The 16,150-nt window shown below is 56.9% G+C and carries 14 protein-coding genes and 1 pseudogene; 3 read left to right on the top strand and 12 right to left on the bottom strand.

Annotated features, from left to right (window positions below; genetic code table 11):
- Positions 1-30: 30 nt before the first annotated feature.
- The 6 genes from C7440_RS12205 to C7440_RS12180 all read right to left on the bottom strand — a co-directional run bounded on the left by C7440_RS12205 (position 31) and on the right by C7440_RS12180 (position 6,770).
- On the bottom strand, positions 31-1,179 hold the full coding sequence (locus C7440_RS12205) for an ABC transporter substrate-binding protein (protein WP_116518736.1): 1,149 nt from the start codon (positions 1,177-1,179) through the stop codon (positions 31-33).
- Between the two features lie 307 nt (positions 1,180-1,486).
- A complete protein-coding gene (locus C7440_RS12200) occupies positions 1,487-2,434 on the bottom strand; it encodes an ABC transporter substrate-binding protein (protein WP_116518735.1) in 948 nt (315 codons plus the stop codon).
- Positions 2,435-2,466: 32 nt separating this feature from the next.
- The gene (locus C7440_RS12195) at positions 2,467-3,258 is read right to left on the bottom strand and encodes an ABC transporter permease (protein ID WP_116518734.1); all 792 of its coding nucleotides are present in this window, start codon (positions 3,256-3,258) and stop codon (positions 2,467-2,469) included.
- Positions 3,255-4,091 carry an ABC transporter ATP-binding protein gene (locus C7440_RS12190; RefSeq protein WP_116518733.1) on the bottom strand — a complete coding sequence of 279 codons (837 nt, stop codon included), beginning with the start codon at positions 4,089-4,091 and terminating at the stop codon, positions 3,255-3,257. Before C7440_RS12190 ends, C7440_RS12195 begins: the two co-directional genes overlap by 4 nt.
- Before the next feature lie 206 nt (positions 4,092-4,297).
- Positions 4,298-4,831: a MarR family winged helix-turn-helix transcriptional regulator gene (locus tag C7440_RS12185; RefSeq protein ID WP_116518732.1), complete on the bottom strand. Its 534-nt coding sequence runs from the start codon at positions 4,829-4,831 to the stop codon at positions 4,298-4,300.
- A 181-nt stretch (positions 4,832-5,012) separates the two neighbouring features.
- Positions 5,013-6,770, bottom strand: a complete 1,758-nt coding sequence (locus C7440_RS12180; RefSeq protein ID WP_243410900.1) for a thiamine pyrophosphate-requiring protein — start codon at positions 6,768-6,770, stop codon at positions 5,013-5,015.
- A 255-nt stretch (positions 6,771-7,025) separates the two neighbouring features.
- On the opposite strand from C7440_RS12180, the gene C7440_RS12175 reads away from it, so the two are divergent.
- The 3 genes from C7440_RS12175 to C7440_RS12165 all read left to right on the top strand — a co-directional run bounded on the left by C7440_RS12175 (position 7,026) and on the right by C7440_RS12165 (position 10,536).
- Complete coding sequence (locus tag C7440_RS12175; protein ID WP_116518730.1) at positions 7,026-8,294, top strand: aromatic ring-hydroxylating dioxygenase subunit alpha; 1,269 nt, start codon at positions 7,026-7,028, stop codon at positions 8,292-8,294.
- Positions 8,295-8,359: 65 nt separating this feature from the next.
- The gene (locus tag C7440_RS12170; protein WP_165832573.1) at positions 8,360-9,805 is read left to right on the top strand and encodes an aldehyde dehydrogenase family protein; all 1,446 of its coding nucleotides are present in this window, start codon (positions 8,360-8,362) and stop codon (positions 9,803-9,805) included.
- Positions 9,802-10,536: a cyclase family protein gene (locus C7440_RS12165; protein WP_116518728.1), complete on the top strand. Its 735-nt coding sequence runs from the start codon at positions 9,802-9,804 to the stop codon at positions 10,534-10,536. The genes C7440_RS12170 and C7440_RS12165 overlap by 4 nt, the downstream gene beginning before the upstream one ends.
- An 82-nt stretch (positions 10,537-10,618) precedes the next feature.
- Here C7440_RS12165 and C7440_RS12160 read toward each other — a convergent pair whose 3' ends face one another.
- The 6 genes and pseudogenes from C7440_RS12160 to C7440_RS20120 form a co-directional block, all read right to left on the bottom strand.
- Positions 10,619-11,938 carry a TRAP transporter large permease gene (locus tag C7440_RS12160; protein WP_116518727.1) on the bottom strand — a complete coding sequence of 440 codons (1,320 nt, stop codon included), beginning with the start codon at positions 11,936-11,938 and terminating at the stop codon, positions 10,619-10,621.
- On the bottom strand, positions 11,938-12,462 hold the full coding sequence (locus C7440_RS12155) for a TRAP transporter small permease (protein ID WP_116518726.1): 525 nt from the start codon (positions 12,460-12,462) through the stop codon (positions 11,938-11,940). Before C7440_RS12155 ends, C7440_RS12160 begins: the two co-directional genes overlap by 1 nt.
- 38 nt (positions 12,463-12,500) lie before the next feature.
- Complete coding sequence (locus C7440_RS12150; protein ID WP_116518725.1) at positions 12,501-13,532, bottom strand: TRAP transporter substrate-binding protein; 1,032 nt, start codon at positions 13,530-13,532, stop codon at positions 12,501-12,503.
- 43 nt (positions 13,533-13,575) lie between these two features.
- Positions 13,576-14,076, bottom strand: coding sequence for a flavin reductase (locus C7440_RS12145; RefSeq protein ID WP_116518724.1), 501 nt, complete (start codon positions 14,074-14,076; stop codon positions 13,576-13,578).
- Positions 14,077-14,091: 15 nt separating this feature from the next.
- Complete coding sequence (locus tag C7440_RS12140) at positions 14,092-15,351, bottom strand: styrene monooxygenase/indole monooxygenase family protein (RefSeq protein ID WP_165832572.1); 1,260 nt, start codon at positions 15,349-15,351, stop codon at positions 14,092-14,094.
- A 28-nt stretch (positions 15,352-15,379) separates the two neighbouring features.
- Positions 15,380-16,146, bottom strand: a pseudogene (locus C7440_RS20120) (SDR family oxidoreductase).
- Between the last annotated feature and the right edge of the window lie 4 nt (positions 16,147-16,150).

The raw sequence follows: 16,150 nt of genomic DNA, 5'->3' as shown, positions 1-16,150 counted from the left end.
AGTACCCTCCACTGGACCTGGAACAGCCGTTTATTGCAGCAACCGCCACTGACCGTCCTTGACGGTAATCAACTGGGCTCCCCGTTCGTCGAAGCCGCTGTGGTCCTCGGGCGTCATGTTGTACACACCTTGCGTTGCCACCAGTTCCTTTGTCTGTTCCAACGCATCACGCAAAGCGCTGCGAAACTCTTTTGTGCCCGGCTTGGCCACCTTTGCGGCCTTGGGGACAGCCTCTTCAAGCAGTAGACCCGCGTCGTACAGGTTCGCTCCAAAAGTCGCGGGTCTTTCGCCGTACATATTTTCGTAGCGCGCGATATAGTCCTCGGCAACTGCCTTCGACGGATTGCTATCAGCAATCTCAGGAAGAACCAGCATCAGGCTGGCAGCAAGGATAGTGCCGTTCACGTCTTCGCCGCCCAACGTCAGGAAGGCCGGCAAGGCCGCTGCGTGCGTCTGATAAAACGTACCCTTGTAGCCCATTTTATGCAGCGAGACTTGGGGTAGAACCGCGCTTCCGCCTACACCGGCCACTAACACTGCTTCAGGATTGGCCGCAAGCATCTTGAGCGCCTGGCCGGTAACTGAACTGTCGGGTCTTTGATAGCGCTCAGTCGCTATGATTTTGATGCCATGTTTAGCCGCGAGATGGCTCACCACATTGAGCCAGTCTTCACCATACGCATCGCTGAGCCCAATAAAGCCCAAGGTACTGACTCCAGCTTCGACCATGTGCTTGAACAACGCGTTGGCGATAAGTTCAGTGTTCTGAGTCGTCTTAAACACCCATTTTTTCTCAGGTGACATCGGCAGCACGACCGAAGCCGAGCCCACAGGCGCCAACATAGGCGTACCCGCATCCGCCGCGAATTGGATAACGCTCATGGCATTGGGCGTTCCGGATGGCCCAATCAAGGCGTCTACCCGATCTTCGGTGATGAGCTTCTTGAAGTTGGTAACCGTCTTGGAGGTGTCGCTAGCGTCATCCAGCGAGATGTACTCGACGGTGAGATCCCCCACTTTGGTAGGAAGAAGCGGGACCGTATTACGCTGCGATATTCCTACCAGCGCGGTAGCGCCGGTAGCCGACGTCACCACGCCGACCTTTATCTGCGCCAGCACCGGTGCCGTGCCGACCGCAAACAGCGCGGCAAGAGCAGTTGTCATTTTTCTGATCTTCATAACAGTTTTTCTCGTTCGGTTGGGGGAATAAAGAGAAGCCAGCTATCTTTGCTGAACGGTTTACCGGCAAAGCCCGATACTTTGATAAATCCGAGCAACGATAAATTCTCACCCTTGAATTTTGCTCGCTTTATGAACTTCAGTCTCAATTTTATTAGTTAAATAAGGGTTTTTATGGATAATTCTCGTATTTCCATGCTTATTATTATTAATTTTTTGGACATTAATATCATTTAATAACAGCAAAGCGAAACCGTAGAAAGCGCATGGGTGAAACCCATGCGCTTGAAGTCTTGAATAGGCTATGTCATTGGGACCGCAAAACCTTGCCGGATAGATCGACAGGCGTTTTCATCAACCCGTACTGCATCATCAGCGACTGGGTCTTCTCGATGGCCTCCTGATTGACCGCGTCTCCCATCAGCGGCAAGAGAACGCGGTCTTTCAGCGCCGGGGACAAACCGGTGAACTCTACATTCGCCTCGCGCACCGCCGCTTCGTTCGCGCTATCGTTCACGTACCTGGATCCCTTGACCACGGCTCGGGCAAAGCGTTGTGCAAGTTCGGGGTTCTTCTTGACCCAGTCAGTCAAGGCCAGGTACTGAGTGATGTCGCCGCCCGGTTGCGCCTCGACATAGGGATAGGCGATCAGGTCGACCTTGCCCGAATCGATCAGCACCGATGCAAAAGGTTCGCTGGCGGCGACTGCGTCCACCTGCTTGGCGAGCAGTGGATCGGCCATCTGGGAAAACGGTATTTCGACGAATCGAACCTTTGATCGATCCACCCCGTGCTTGTCAAAGTAGGCCATGATGTACATCCATAGCGAACTGTTGATCACATTGACGGCAATGCGCTTTCCTTCGAGGTCTTTAGGTGTTTTTATGGTGCCCTTCAGGGCCATGAGCGCGGCCGTCGTGTCCGGCGCCTGAGACCGGACTATCGCGCCAGGCGCCACTATGGTGGCGTCCAGGCCCTGCTCCATTGCTTGAAGCGTTGCGATGGTATTTGAAAAAATGATATCCAGGCGTTCGGCGTGCAGCAGTGGAACGCCCTGCGCTCCGCTGCTGTACTTGGTCATCTCTACTTTGATTCCCTCGTCTTTGAAATAGCCGAGCCGATCGGCCATGACAGCCCCCAGCGACTCTGAAAAGGGCAGAATGCCCAAGCGGATAGTGTCCTGCGCCGATGCCGCATTGCCTAAGCAGCAGGCTGCGGCCATCAGGGCTGAACACACGATTTTATGGATCTTCATGGCATTGCCTCTTGGGGTGAGTGGATGAAGGCTTAGTTCTTGCTTTGCTGCATTGCGCCGTGATGCCAGGCCAACACACGGTTCTCGATCATGAGAAAAACACGGTTCAAGGCGTACCCCACTACGGCCAGCGTCACAATACCGGCAAACATAGCTTGCACTTTGAAGCCGCGCTGAGCCGCCAGAATGAAATAGCCGATTCCGTCGGATGCGGCCACCATCTCGCTGATCACCATTACGATCAGGGCCACCGCCAGGCTGATACGCATGCCGGTAAAGATCGACGGAGCCGCGGCGGGTAAAACCACTTCCCATAAGCGTCGAACGCCCTTTACCCCGAATGTGCCCGCAGTCTGCAACTGCACCGGGTCGACACCTCTTACCCCGCTGTACGTGTTCAGCAATACCGGAAAGAAGGCAGAAAACGCCACCATGAAGATCTTCATTTCGTTGTCGATCCCCAGAAAAAGGATAGCCACCGGCACATATGCAGGGCTTGGAATAGGCCGCAGAATTTCGGTGACGGGTTCCAGCAGCTTGTAAGCAGGCCGGAATGCGCCCATCAGCAAGCCGACCGCTATACCCAAAAGCACGCCGATGAAATAGCCGACAAACATACGCCAGAGGCTGGCCGCCAATTCTCGAGGCAGCTCGCCCGACTTGACCAGTTCGAAGAGCGTGATGGCGACATCGCTGACCTTGGGTAGCGACAGCGGCGAAATCCATTTAAGCGTTGCGGAGACTTCCCATAGCAGCAGTATCAATAGAATGAGCCCGAGGCCAAGCCAGGGGCCATAAGCGAGCCGACGGATGGTGTTGTTCATTTATTCGCCTCGGCCACGGTGGCAAGCCCTTCGTCCGCAAACAATTGGGCAAGCAGGCGATGACGATATTCCAAATACTGAGGCAATTCTTTCGTGGCGATCTGTTGCCTGGGATGCGGCAAGGTTATTTCAAGATCGATTCCGACAGTCGAAGGCGGCTTGGTCAACGCAACGACACGGGTGGACAAGTACACCGCCTCTTCGACGTCGTGGGTCACGAGAACGATCGTCAGACCCAGTTCCCGCCATAGCCGAAGCACCAGATCCTGCAGTCCGACCCGGGTCAGCGCATCGACTGCACTGAACGGTTCGTCCATAAGCAAAACATTCGGCTTGCAGGCCAGGGCGCGTGCAATGGCCACACGCTGCTGCATACCGCCCGAAAGCTGCCACGGATAGTGGTCCTCGAAACCCTGGAGCTTTACGAGCTCTATATATTCATTGGCACGTGATGCAATCTGTTGGGCCGTCATCGACTCGCGGCTTTTCAAACCGTACTCGACGTTGCCCCTGACCGTTTTCCACGGAAACAGAGAACGCGTGTATTGCTGAAACACATACACCACCTGCCGCGGAGGCGCGTGAACTTCTTGCGACTCAATGTACGCCTTGCCGGAGCTCGGTTCGATCAGGCCCGCCATGATCTGAAGCAAAGTGGACTTTCCGCATCCGGACGGGCCGACGATAGAGACAAAAGAGCCCCTTTCTATAGCAAGAGAGACGTTGCCGATGGCCTTAGTTTCTTGGCCGCGAGAGACGTACGTTTTACAGACGCCCTCTGTAGAAAGAAAAGCATCGACTGTGGATAAATTCACTGTGGGCTCTCTCGTCATGATGGGCTCGAGACTGCGGATTCCGGCAACGTAGCCGAAGACAAATTACTCTTCAAAAAAACGATGTTTGTATGTGTTCATACAAATGATTCTGGAATAATGAGCGAATTAGTGTCAATGCGGGTAAACGCGAAGCCATTCCCACAGCCAGCCACACCCGGCGAAAAGCCGGCATTGCGCCATGCCTTCCCAACGGATTTCGCGCCCTAGATTCGCTTGTTTTTTGCTTTTTTGACGCGGATGGCGGCGCTATCGGGCTCGAACGCACGATCAGGGTGGTCTGCTGCCTTGACGGCCTGGCTGTGGGGAAACGCCACGCGGGCGAGCAACGCCAGGAACATCGGTCGCTCATGGGGCGCCAGCGGCTCTAGAATGCGCTGGTTGATCTCGCCCATGGCCTTATTCGAGGCGTCCAGCAAAGCCTTGCCCTTGCGGGTGATGGTCAGCGTTTTCAGTCTGCGGTCGGTTTTTGAATCTGACCTTTCGATCAGCCCGCGCGCCTCGAGCCCGCCAAGCACTGCGCCGACCGTGGCTCGGTCGTATCCGACAATTCGACCGATCTCTGTTTGATGACTACCGGGGTTGGCCGTAAGCGCGGACAAAACGTTGTGCTGCGGCGGCGTAAGAGCAAGCCCCCCTATTTCGTCGCTGAAGATTGCCACGGCGACCTGGTGCGCTTTGCGTAGCAAAAACCCGGGGCGGTGCGATAAGTCGTGCTGGTTATCTGGGGGCGTGGTCATGGGCGATTAGGCTCGACGCAGGTTCAGCGCAGTGTACCACTGCGGCATCGAACCCCGGCTGCATGGCGATGCATGCTCTTCCAGTCGCATATGGGCTTGCACAAGGCTCGCCAATTATATATGCATGCATACATTATACGGAAGAACCAAGGAAAGGACCGAAGCTGCCCACAATACTTGCTTAGTCATCGTGCATATGGCGCGGCAACCATATGCTGACGACAGCCGGACGGCCCGCCCGAACCTGCCGCAGGCCGCGCCGAAGCGCCGGTTCAAGTTCGACCGGGTCGCGTACGCTCTCGCCGTAGGCCCCGGCCGACTCGGCCTCCAGGGCGAAGTCCATGGGAGGGTCGAAGTACCCACCCTCGAAGTCGGCGCGCTGGGCATATCCATTTGGATACATTGACGCCAAACGCACGGTGCCTGTCGCCCAGCTTCGGTTCTGATAGACGACGGTCAAGAACGGAGCCTTGTAATGAACGCCCGCCCAGAGGGCTGGCGCTGGAGTGCCGAATATATAGAAACCGTCTCCGGTAACAGCAACGATGTCTCGGTCCGGCGCGCCGAGACTTGCGCCGAACGCCGCGCCCGGGGCCCATCCGCCGCTGGTGCCCGGGGTATGGAAGTAACTGCCCGGCGCCTCGTTTTGAAGAAAATGGGGGATGCGATTATGAGCGAGCGTGTCATCGAGAACGATAGCCCGTTCGTCGAGCACCTTGGCCAATGCCTGACCAACCTGCAACGGGTCGATCATTGCACCGGATACGATGGCGGGCACCTGGGCCTGAAGCGCCGCGCGCTGAGCTTGCGACGCCCGCCCGGCGGCTTCGGCCCGCTTGGCCGCTTTCCCGTGATCTGACGGCCGCATTGCGCGATCCGCCTCTTCGCGCAATGCGCGTATCGCCCGCAGCGGGTCGCAGGCCAGGCGCAGATCGGCCCGAAACTCGTAGGTGGGGATCTTCCCCTTGATGGGATCAAGGCCCAGCACGGCGACCCAGGCGTCGTCAGGCGGCGCGGAAGGCCCAGGCATCCATGGCACGTCTGTTTCGAGCGCAACGACAACATCTGCGTCAGAGAGATCGCGATCCAATTGCATTAACGGATGCGCCATGGGAAAGCTCAGGTAGCTGAGCGTCGCACCATGCACGACAGGCAAGCCCAGCAGCTGGCACAGCTCGACAAGCTCGGGCACGGTGTCGGGATTTCGGCCGGAGCCGGCAACAATCAGCTTCGGATTCCTGGCGGCCAGAAGCCGCTGGATAAGCTCGCGCACACCGGCGGGGTCCGGCGCCGGCGGCACCGATTTTCCGAGCCTGCTCAACGTAGGAAAAGCGTGCGCCCTGCGCGGGGACATAGATACTTCTGGAGGAATGGTCAGGTAAACAGGCCCGCAGGGCTCGGACGCGGCCACCTGAATGGCACGGCTGACCTGCAAGCCGGGGTCGTCATGCGCGGTAAGGCGATGATCCCACTTTACATATTGGCGCACCACGGAATGCTGGTCGAAGGTTTCTTGCAGCCAAAGATGGGCGCCGGTATTACGCGCGCCCGAAGACGATCCTGTTGCACTGGTGGGCGGATGGCCTGCGGTCATGACGATCGGCAGCCCAGCGTGCATGGCCGTATGGATGGCAGCCCCATGGTGCAGCGTTCCCGCATCGACATGTACGGCCGTCGCCGAAGGCTTGCCCGTGACGGCGCTGTATCCCAGTGCCGCGTTCAGCCCGACATGCTCGTGTGTCATCACGATCAGCCGAGGCGCCGGCCGATTGCATGCTTTGGCTTTTGCAATGGCCTCTTGATAAAAACAGATTTCCGACCCAGAGGTAAAGAATAGACAATCGACGCCTCCGGCAGCCAAGGCCGCCACAATCGCATCACCTGTCGTACCCTCTGGTACTTCACATATTCCGCTGGCGCGAACCTCCTCCTTCCACATGTCGGCCTCCATGGCTTTCTGCCTTCGAGCTGTTCAAAGGGTTCATACATGACAGCAATCGCCCTTTTTGTACGAATACATACATTATGGGTATATAAAACGACCAGAAAAAACCTGAGAACCCATCAAATATATATTTATCTATTGCTTATTGACGTTGATTAGCCTACAGAATATTATTGTAATTGTACATACGTTATTAATTAAACCGCCTGATAATTCGAGTTCCCATCGTTATCTGAACAAAGGACTCTGATGGACCATGTCACTGCTGAATTGCTCGTTCGAACAGGGCCAGACGCGTCGATGGGAAAACTCATGCGCCGATACTGGGTTCCCGTCATGCTGTCTTCAGAAATCGCCGAACCTGATTGCCCGCCGGTAAAAGTAAAGATCCTGGGCGAAAAGCTTCTGGCCTTCCGCGATACAAATGGACGTCCCGGACTGGTTGACGAATTCTGTGCACACCGCGGGGCTTCACTTTTCCTGGGCCGTAATGAAGAAGGCGGAATCCGCTGCTCGTACCACGGTTGGAAATTCGACATCAGCGGCCAATGCCTAGAGCTTCCCTCTGTGCCGCAACTGGCCCCGCGCATGAGAATCAAAGCCTATCCGTGCATCGAGCGCGGCGACATTCTGTGGGCCTACATGGGCCCCGCAGACGCCATGCCCGAGCCGCCGGGGCTTGAGTGGTGCCTTGTTCCCACCGCCCACCGCTTCGTCAGCAAGCGTTATCAGGCAAGCGGTTGGCTGCAGGCCATGGAAGGCGGCATAGACACGACGCATGCCTCATGGGTGCATCGGTTTGAACTCGAGCAAGATCCAATGCACAAGCGGGCCCAGGCCAATAAATACATCAAGGCCGACAAGAACGCTGTGTTCGACATCGAAGAGGCGCCTCACGGCCTGACCATCTTTGGACGGCGCAACGGCGAAGAAAATTCGCATTACTGGCGCATTACCCAGTGGATTTTCCCGTGGTTCACCCTTATTCCCCCGTTCGGCCCCCATGCCCTGGGGGGCCATATGTGGATTCCCATCGACGACGAAAGCTGCTGGGCATGGAGCATCAACTTCCTGCCCGACAGGCCCTTGCCCGAAGACGAGCTTCAGGCAATGAAGGAAGGCAAGGGCATTCATGTCAAATATGTGCCGGGCACGTTCATTCCGTTGGCAAACCCCGGCAACGATTGGCTGATCGACCGCCAAGCCCAGAAAGACAACTTGAGCTTCAGTGGTGTCGAAGGGTTTTCAGTGCAGGATGCCTCGCTACAGGAAAGCATGGGGCCGATTCAAGACTACTCGAAAGAACACCTGGTTGTGACGGATCGCGCCATCGTGATGGCTCGCCGCATGCTAGAAAAAGCGGCAAAAGAACTCAGTAGCGGCAAGAACCCGCCCGCATTGGATGCCGCCTCGCAACATGTCAGGGCGGCTTCAGTCCTGCTGGATCGCGAGCTGCGCGCGGAAGAATGGGCGAAAGATGCCCTGGCATCGCTGGAGAACCCTGTTTTCAGCGTCTAAGGCAATTTTTAGCGGAGCACATCATGCCTTCCCACCCCACATCTCCCCAGACGATCGTCGAACACATGCTGATCGACGGCAAGCGTGTCGAGGGCAACGACAGGCTTGAGGTGCGCAACCCCGCCCGTCCCTCTGAGATTGTAGGCACCATTGTGCGGGGCACACCGGCCCACGTCGAGGCGGCGGTGGCCGCCGCAAAGCGCGCGCAGCCGCAATGGGCCGCGCTTTCTTTTCGTCGACGCGCAGCTTTGCTCGAACGCGGCCTGCGTCGGCTCGAAGAAGATCTAGAACAAAGGGCGGCCATATTTGTGCGCGAGAATGGCAAGCCGCTGGCCCAGGCGCGGGGCGAGCTTCAAAGCGTTCCTGTACGGCAGCGTCAAGCGCTCGGCTTTGCAGAGCAGCTCGATGAAGTGCAGCATGTCCCAGCACAGAACGGGTTCACATTCGTAACAGGCCGTCCTTACGGCGTCGTAGTCTCGATCGTGCCCTGGAACTCGCCCGATGTCCTTGCCTTTACGCAGGTTGTAGCGGCACTGCTGGCGGGCAATGGCGTTGTGCTCAAGCCGCCCGAATCCTGCCCGCTTACCCTTATCGACTCCATCCGCCGCTTTTCCGCCGAACTACCGGCGGGCATCGTCAATATCGTAACCGGGTTGCCGGGGGAAATCGGCGATGTCTTAACAACCCATCCCGATGTGGCCAAGCTGGGGTTCACGGGCAGCATTCCCGCGGCCCGTCACATCATGGCCAACGCGGCTCAGACGATCAAGGGCGTCACACTGGAGCTGGGCGGAAACGACCCTGCCATCGTGCTTGAAGATGCCGTGCTGGATGAGGCCGTTGTTTCGCGCATGACCAACGCAACGTTCATGATGTCCGGTCAAGTCTGCATGGCGGCAAAGCGGTTCTATGTACACGAATCCAGAGCCGACGAGTTCTTGGCGAAGTTCAGAAAATCCATTGACAGCCTGGTCGTCGGAAACGGCCTCGAGCCCTCGGTAACCCTGGGTCCCGTCCACAGCCAAGCCGGCCTCGCCCGAGCCAGGGAACTTGTCGATGACGCGGTGCGGCGCGGCGGCCACGTCGAAGCGCTGGGCCGTATTCTTGACCGTGGGATATACGACGAAGGCTACTTTATGCAGCCGACCCTTGTCACCAACTTGCCCGACGATGCTCGGCTGGTGCAAGAAGAGCAGTTCTGTCCGGCCATACCCGTTGCCACCTTCAGTGATGACGAAGAGGCGATCAGGCGGGCCAACAGCACCATATTCGGTTTGGGCGGCTCTGTATGGAGCAAGAATACAAAACACGCAACCGATGTTGCCCTACAACTAGAATCCGGCCAGGTCTGGATAAACAGTCACGGCGTATTAGCGATTAACCACCTTGCGCCTTATGGAGGCGTCAAGCAAAGCGGAATCGGCCGGAAATCGGGCCTGCAGGGTATTTTGGAATATCTGCACAGTCAAACCATTACGTCGTATGAAGATGCGGCAACAGGAGCACCATGAAGATAGTCGATCTTACGCTTCCCGTCGTCACGGGCATGGCGGGAATCCCCAAGATTCCCTTTTACGAGCAGAACCCCGTGGCGGTCGAAGCGGTCACAGTCGTCAACGAGACGCAACGCGAGTTCCTCGCGCGCGAGGGTGTACCGGTGCGCAGCGGCGCCGAGGCGATCAACTCGATGAATACCGTGCTGTCCCTGAATACCCATGTAGGCACGCACATTGACGCTCCGCGCCATTTTTTTGAACAAGGGGCAGCCATCGACCAGGTTCCCCTTGACCGGACCGTGATGCGCCAAGCGGTCGTTATCGATGTATCGCACATGCAACCCGGCCAGGGCGTAACGGCCGACGACCTGGAGTCAACCGGCGTAACCGTGAAAAAAGGCGAAGTCGCAGTGATTCGAACTGCCTGGACCGACAGGGCCTGGGGCAAGCCGGAGTTCTGGGCGTCGACCATACATCTGGAGCCAAGCGTGGGCGAGTGGGTCGCAGCGCAAGGCGTGGCGGCCGTGGCGATGGACTGCTTTCCAGAGATGCCGTTCTGGCTCAAGCAGCTTACGCCGCAGCAGCGCGGTGCGAATCATAGGCGCTGGCTCGGCGCGGACATTCCGATGATCCAGCTGCTGACCAATCTGGGACAGGTTAGCCCACGCTTCCACATTGTTGCACTACCGCTCAAACTCGCCGGCATGGATGGTTCGCCGGCCAGAGTTGTGGGTATTGTTGACTGAACACCGACCAAAAGACTCGTCCATCGAAAGGGGACGGAAGCATTCAGCTTCCATCCCCTTTTTCTACCTATTGGCCCTAGTATCAAAGCCTTAGTATGAACAGGGTAATAGAAGGTACCAATACCAAAATCACGATACGAACCAAATCGCTAATGACAAAAGGATAAGCGCCCAGATAAAGGTCGCGCGTCGTGATATGAGGCGCCATGGACTGGATCACGAACAAGTTCATTCCTAAAGGGGGCGTGATAAGCCCGACCTCGACGACGATCAACACCAGGATACCAAACCAGATAGCCGTCTCTTCTGGAGTCAGGCCGAAATCTAAGCCCGAAACCATCGGAAAGAAAATAGGAATAGTGAGCAGAATCATCGAGAGCGAGTCTAGGAAGCAGCCCGCGATCAAATAGAAAATAAGAATCGCCCAGAGGATCTGATAAGGCGAGAACCCCTGCTGCCCCACCCAGCCGGCAAGTTCTTGCGGCATCTGTGAAAGCGCCAGGAAAATATTGTAAACCGCCGCACCCAGCACGATCATGAACACCATGGCGGTGGCGGACGCCGTCAGTTCGAACGCCTGTAATACTTTCGCTCTTGTCATTCCCCCTCGGGCCCACGCCGCGATGGCGGTGCCCACCGCTCCTACCGCGGCCCCCTCAGTGGGTGTAAACACGCCTACATATATGCCGCCCACCAAGGCAATGAATATAAGCATTACAGGCCAGACGACGCTCAGCGCCTTCCAACGCAAACCCCATGACACGGGCTCCGCTTGGCCGCCCACTGTACCGGGACGTAATCTGGCAATAATAGAAATGACCAGTATATAGCCAACAATAGCGACGACTCCCGGCACGACAGCGGCGACAAATAGCTTGGCAATATTCTGTTCCGCCAGTATGGCGTATATAACCAGCACGATAGACGGGGGAATCAATATCCCCAAAGTGCCTCCGGCCGCCAATGTGCCCGCCGACAGCGCGCGCGCGTATCCCGCCTTCTCTAGTTCGGGCAGTGCCACCTGGGCCATTGTGGCCGTTGTTGCCATGGAAGACCCGCAAATCGCTCCAAAGCTGGCGCAGGCGCCAATTGACGCGATGCCGACGCCGCCGCGGCGATGCCCTACAAATGCTTCCGCCGCTTTAAACAAGGCTTGCGACAACCCGCCCACCGAGGCGAACTGGCCCATTAGCAAGAATAAGGGAATGATGGACAGCGAATGGCTGGACAACTGCCCGTAGGCCAAGGTCTTTAGCTGATTCAGTAATGGAATGGGCGAACCATAGATAGCCCAGCAGCCCCCCAAGCCCAGGGCGAGCATTGACAAGCCAATAGGTACGCCCAGAAATATAAGTATCAGCAGCGCAGGCAAAGACCAAACCGCAAGCCATAATGGGTCCATCAATGCACCCCGCTCTGCAGTATTCGAGGGCTTGGTTCAACAGTTGCCACACAGCCCACGTCCAAGGCAATTCGCCACAGGTACACCAAGCAACCCATTACCGCAAACGGAAAAGACGCCGCGTAGCCCCACCAAACCGGTATTTGCAGCACAAAGCTGACTTCACCGTTGGCCTGGTAATCCATCATTCCGACGCCCATGCGCCAAGTCAAGACGGCCCAGCATGCCAACATCAACAAGTCCGCCAAGAACTCAACCGCCTTCGTCGTCCGGGACGACAGCACGTTCGACAACAAATCGACACTTGCGTGAGCACGCCGCAGATGAGCCCAAGGCAGGAAGCAGAAAATCGCCAGGGCGGTGCCGATTTCGACCAGTTCAAAATCGCCGGGGATGGGGCCCAGGCCGAATCCGCTAAGGGCACGGCCGATGATGCTGATTACACTGGTCAGGGCGATAAGTACCAGCACAAGGCAGCCGAACCAGGCCATGACCCGGCTCAGCGCATTGATGAAATTGCTCATAATGCGAACACTCCATAGTTCCAAACAGCCAGGCCGATTCAATCTTTTGAATAGTGGTCTATGAGCTTTTCGGCATTTTCCGCAAGTTTGGGGCCGTCTATTCCCTTGGCCGCGACCTCTTCGTACCAGATGTCACGCACCCGGCTGGCAGCTTGCTTCCAACGATTTGTTTCGGCGGCATCCAGCTCTACGATGTTGTTATCAGTTTTTTTTGCCAACGCCAACCCCTCTGCGTCGCCCTGGTCCATCACTCGGCCAAACGCCGCGGAAAGTTCAATGCCGATATTGTCGTCAATAGCTTTTTTCTGGTCGATGGAGAGCTTTTCGTACGACGCTTTGTTCATCACCATCGCAAATGTCTGCGTATACAGGCCCTTGTCGCCGGCAAAGGAAGTATGGTTCTTGACTATCTGAGTAATTTTCAATGACGGAGTCACTTCCCAGGGCAATGTGGCACCCGTGATGACGCCTTTTGACAAGGCCTCGGTCACTGCGGGCACGGGCAAACCCACCGCCACCGCACCTACTTCTTCAAGCAGGTGATTTACCACCCTCGACCCGCCGCGTATCTTCATGCCCTTAATATCTTCCAGCGTGTTTATCGGGTCTCTGGTATGAAAAAGGCCTGGACCGTGTACATGCACGGCAAGCAACTTGACCTCGCGGAACTCTTCTTGCGCGTTTTGATTGACGTATTCCCAAAACGCCCTGGATGCTGGTTCGCCCGCGCCGCTTGAAAACGGCAGCTCAAAGACCTCGCTTCGAGGAAAGCGCCCCGGGGTATAGCCAAGCACCGTCCAGACAATATCCACCACCCCGTCTTTGGCCTGATCAAACAAGTCGGAAGGCCTGCCACCCAATTGCATGCTGGGAAAGAGCTGTATCTTTACTTCGCCGTTGCTGTCTTCAGCGACCTTCTTTGCCCAGGGCGCAAGCGCATGAGCGGCGACGTTCTGCTGCGCGGGCACGAAGTGGTGCAAACGCAAGGAAACAGGTTCGGCGTTTGCGGAAGAAGATAGAAGCAATGCGAAGGCAGAGGCGAAATATAGTTTTCTTTGTATGGGTTTCATGATTTGTCTCCTGATTATGGTTGTATCTGAAACGATGAAGAATTTACGCGACGATTTTTGGCAAGGTCAGTGTCCCGTAGTGCCGCTGAAAATAAATAAGCGCTGCCCCTGGAAGTCCGTTGTAGATTTCGTCGACGGCGGCCAGGCAGATAGAATGTGATCCCACCTCTTTGATCTCGGAGATACGGCAGTCCATGGCGACCAGTGCGGTTTCAAGAACCGGCGCCCCCGTTGCAAGCTTGTTCCAGTTGTGGAGATCGAACCGGTCTTGCGGTGGCACACTTGAGCGCCCCGCAAAAAGGTCAGCCACACCCTTGTCGGACGCACGCAGAACGTTGACGCACAGCACTTCGTTCTTTTGAAGCACGGTCCATGCATAACTGGCCTTGTTCACGCAAACCAGCAAAGTCGGAGGGCTCGCCGATACCGAGCAAACGGCGGTGGCGGTCAGTCCTGCACGCCCGTGCTCTCCATCGGTTGTAATAATATTTACGGCCGCGCCCAACCAACTCATCGCGTCCCGAAAATCTTCAGGGGAAATCATGATCGCCGCCTCTCGCTATGCGCACTGAGCCAGGGATCCCGCCGCCTCCCGGGCCGAGAAGATCTCTCCAAACATCACTTCGGCGGCCTGCCGATCAAACAGCCACGGGAAAAAATGGGGGGGATGATCGAAGCAGTCGACAAAGTGCTGGGCCAATCGAGGATGGTCTTTTGCAGCGACAATGACGTCGTGCATATGGCGCGTATGCGGCGCAAGCATCCGATTTGACCACTCTGTCGTCAAGCAGCCCTGCTGGCACCAGAAGCTTTCGAACACTTCCTCCATCCAGGCTGCGTCAAAGGGCTGATCACCCCGATCGAGAATCTTGTGCAGATAATGCCAGGCGAACTTGCTGGCATTGTTGGAACCCTGCCCCGTCAACGGGTCATTGACCATCACGACATCGGCAATACCCAGAGCCGAACGTCCGGAAGGGAGACTGATCAACGGTTTACGGACGGTGGGTGCAAAGCGTCCCGACAGCATGGCGTTCTCGTCGGTCAACTCGATACTGGCGCAGCGCGCGCTTTCCCACGGAAAAAATCGTTCGAGGATTTCCTTGCTTCTGGCCAAGTGCTCAGCGGGAGTCTTTACATCAGACCAGCAATCCATGGGGCCTCCAATCTGGCCCTCGTAGACCATGGCATGGCACTCCCCTCCGGTCGTCAAAGCCGGCATGACGAGGTATTCTCCAACCCCTGGCGCGACGTTGAAAGTCACCCCGTGTGGTTCGGTGGGCCGCATGCCGAATACATAGGTCAACCCAAGGGCTCGTTGGGGCTTGTCGAACGGTGAGCGCTTACCGTCGCGCTGGAATAGCTTGCCAATCTCTCCTTTGCCCGCCGCGATGATCACAAGATCATGCGATTGCGCCAGAGCATCCACATCAGCGATGGTGGCGGACGATAGGCGCAGGTCGCCTCCAAGGCGCTGAAACTCTTCCGTCCAGCGGGGAATCTTTACGCGTTGGCAAACAGAATTGCCTGGGTTCGGGCGTTCCGCCCTCCAGACCAGATCCGGCTTTCCACCCTGCCCCAGGCTCGAGAACTCGATAAAATGATGCGTTGGCGCCACGCCATCCCAATAGTTAAGGCCCAGCTTGCGTTCATATTCAAGCGCGGTATGCTGCATGCCCTGGCTGGACATGATGCGGCCCTTGCGAACAGCGTCCGGCTCGCGATCGGTGACAATGGTCACGCCATATTTATGTTGCAGCAAGCCTATGCCCAGTTGAAGTCCGGCATGTCCACCGCCGACAATTGCTATTGTCCTCATGTTTTGTCTCCTTATTTAAAGTAATGCCCTACATATGAACTTTCTGTGCGGCGACCGCTTCCGGCCCTAGGGAGCTGAATCCACCGTCGACGGCGAGGTCGGCCCCAGTAATAAAGCCGGCGTCTGCCGAACACAGAAAAAGGGCGGCCTTCGCGACTTCTTCGGCGTCAGCCAAGCGACCGAGCATGTGATACTTTCCTTCCGCCAAATCCGCCCGTCGTCTATTGGCCGCGTGCTTGGCACTCAAAGCCGTGCTCCACGTCTTACCGGGCGAAAGCGAATTCACCCGAATATTGTTTTCAGCCAGATCGAGCGCCATGCTGCGCGCAAGCTGAAGCACACCTGCCTTGCCTGCTGGGTACAGCCAGCGCCGGGCTTGCGCAATCTTTGCCGAGATGCTGCCGAGCAGGACTACCGAACCGCCCGAGGCCATGTAAGGTGCCGCCGCTTGAACCAGCAACGCCGCACCGACCAGGTTGACATCCAAAGACTCATGCCACTGTGCTCTGTTCGACGCCGCGCCGTGGTCCACGTAGCTGCACGCGGCGTGCACGATGGCGGTGACAACGCCCAGTTCGGCGGCATATTCCACACAGTGGCCGATGCTGCCGTCGTCACGCAGGTCTGTGTGCTGAAAAAAGACATTGCCTTCCGCGCAGCAAGGCGAACCCCTTGCTGCTCATTGATGTCCGCAATAACGACGCAGTACCCTGCCTCGGCAAAAGTTTCAACAATAGAGGCGCCTATACTGGTCGCTCCTCCGGTGACGAGGGCGACGCGCGAATGTTTTTTCATGGCG

Source organism: Pusillimonas noertemannii (genome assembly GCF_003096595.1).
Classification (GTDB): domain Bacteria; phylum Pseudomonadota; class Gammaproteobacteria; order Burkholderiales; family Burkholderiaceae_B; genus Pusillimonas; species Pusillimonas noertemannii.
Note: the sequence above shows the minus strand (reverse complement) of the source record. Positions and strands in the feature narration are given on the sequence as shown.

What these genes read in the sequence shown, in the direction of transcription:
- C7440_RS12205 (WP_116518736.1), bottom strand. Translation starts at nt 1,179, where the DNA reads ATGAAGATCAGAAAAATGACAACTGCTCTTGCCGCGCTGTTTGCGGTC.
- C7440_RS12200 (WP_116518735.1), bottom strand. Translation starts at nt 2,434, where the DNA reads ATGAAGATCCATAAAATCGTGTGTTCAGCCCTGATGGCCGCAGCCTGC.
- C7440_RS12195 (WP_116518734.1), bottom strand. Translation starts at nt 3,258, where the DNA reads ATGAACAACACCATCCGTCGGCTCGCTTATGGCCCCTGGCTTGGCCTC.
- C7440_RS12190 (WP_116518733.1), bottom strand. Translation starts at nt 4,091, where the DNA reads ATGACGAGAGAGCCCACAGTGAATTTATCCACAGTCGATGCTTTTCTT.
- C7440_RS12185 (WP_116518732.1), bottom strand. Translation starts at nt 4,831, where the DNA reads ATGACCACGCCCCCAGATAACCAGCACGACTTATCGCACCGCCCCGGG.
- C7440_RS12180 (WP_243410900.1), bottom strand. Translation starts at nt 6,770, where the DNA reads ATGTGGAAGGAGGAGGTTCGCGCCAGCGGAATATGTGAAGTACCAGAG.
- C7440_RS12175 (WP_116518730.1), top strand. Translation starts at nt 7,026, where the DNA reads ATGGACCATGTCACTGCTGAATTGCTCGTTCGAACAGGGCCAGACGCG.
- C7440_RS12170 (WP_165832573.1), top strand. Translation starts at nt 8,360, where the DNA reads ATGCTGATCGACGGCAAGCGTGTCGAGGGCAACGACAGGCTTGAGGTG.
- C7440_RS12165 (WP_116518728.1), top strand. Translation starts at nt 9,802, where the DNA reads ATGAAGATAGTCGATCTTACGCTTCCCGTCGTCACGGGCATGGCGGGA.
- C7440_RS12160 (WP_116518727.1), bottom strand. Translation starts at nt 11,938, where the DNA reads ATGGACCCATTATGGCTTGCGGTTTGGTCTTTGCCTGCGCTGCTGATA.
- C7440_RS12155 (WP_116518726.1), bottom strand. Translation starts at nt 12,462, where the DNA reads ATGAGCAATTTCATCAATGCGCTGAGCCGGGTCATGGCCTGGTTCGGC.
- C7440_RS12150 (WP_116518725.1), bottom strand. Translation starts at nt 13,532, where the DNA reads ATGAAACCCATACAAAGAAAACTATATTTCGCCTCTGCCTTCGCATTG.
- C7440_RS12145 (WP_116518724.1), bottom strand. Translation starts at nt 14,076, where the DNA reads ATGATTTCCCCTGAAGATTTTCGGGACGCGATGAGTTGGTTGGGCGCG.
- C7440_RS12140 (WP_165832572.1), bottom strand. Translation starts at nt 15,351, where the DNA reads ATGAGGACAATAGCAATTGTCGGCGGTGGACATGCCGGACTTCAACTG.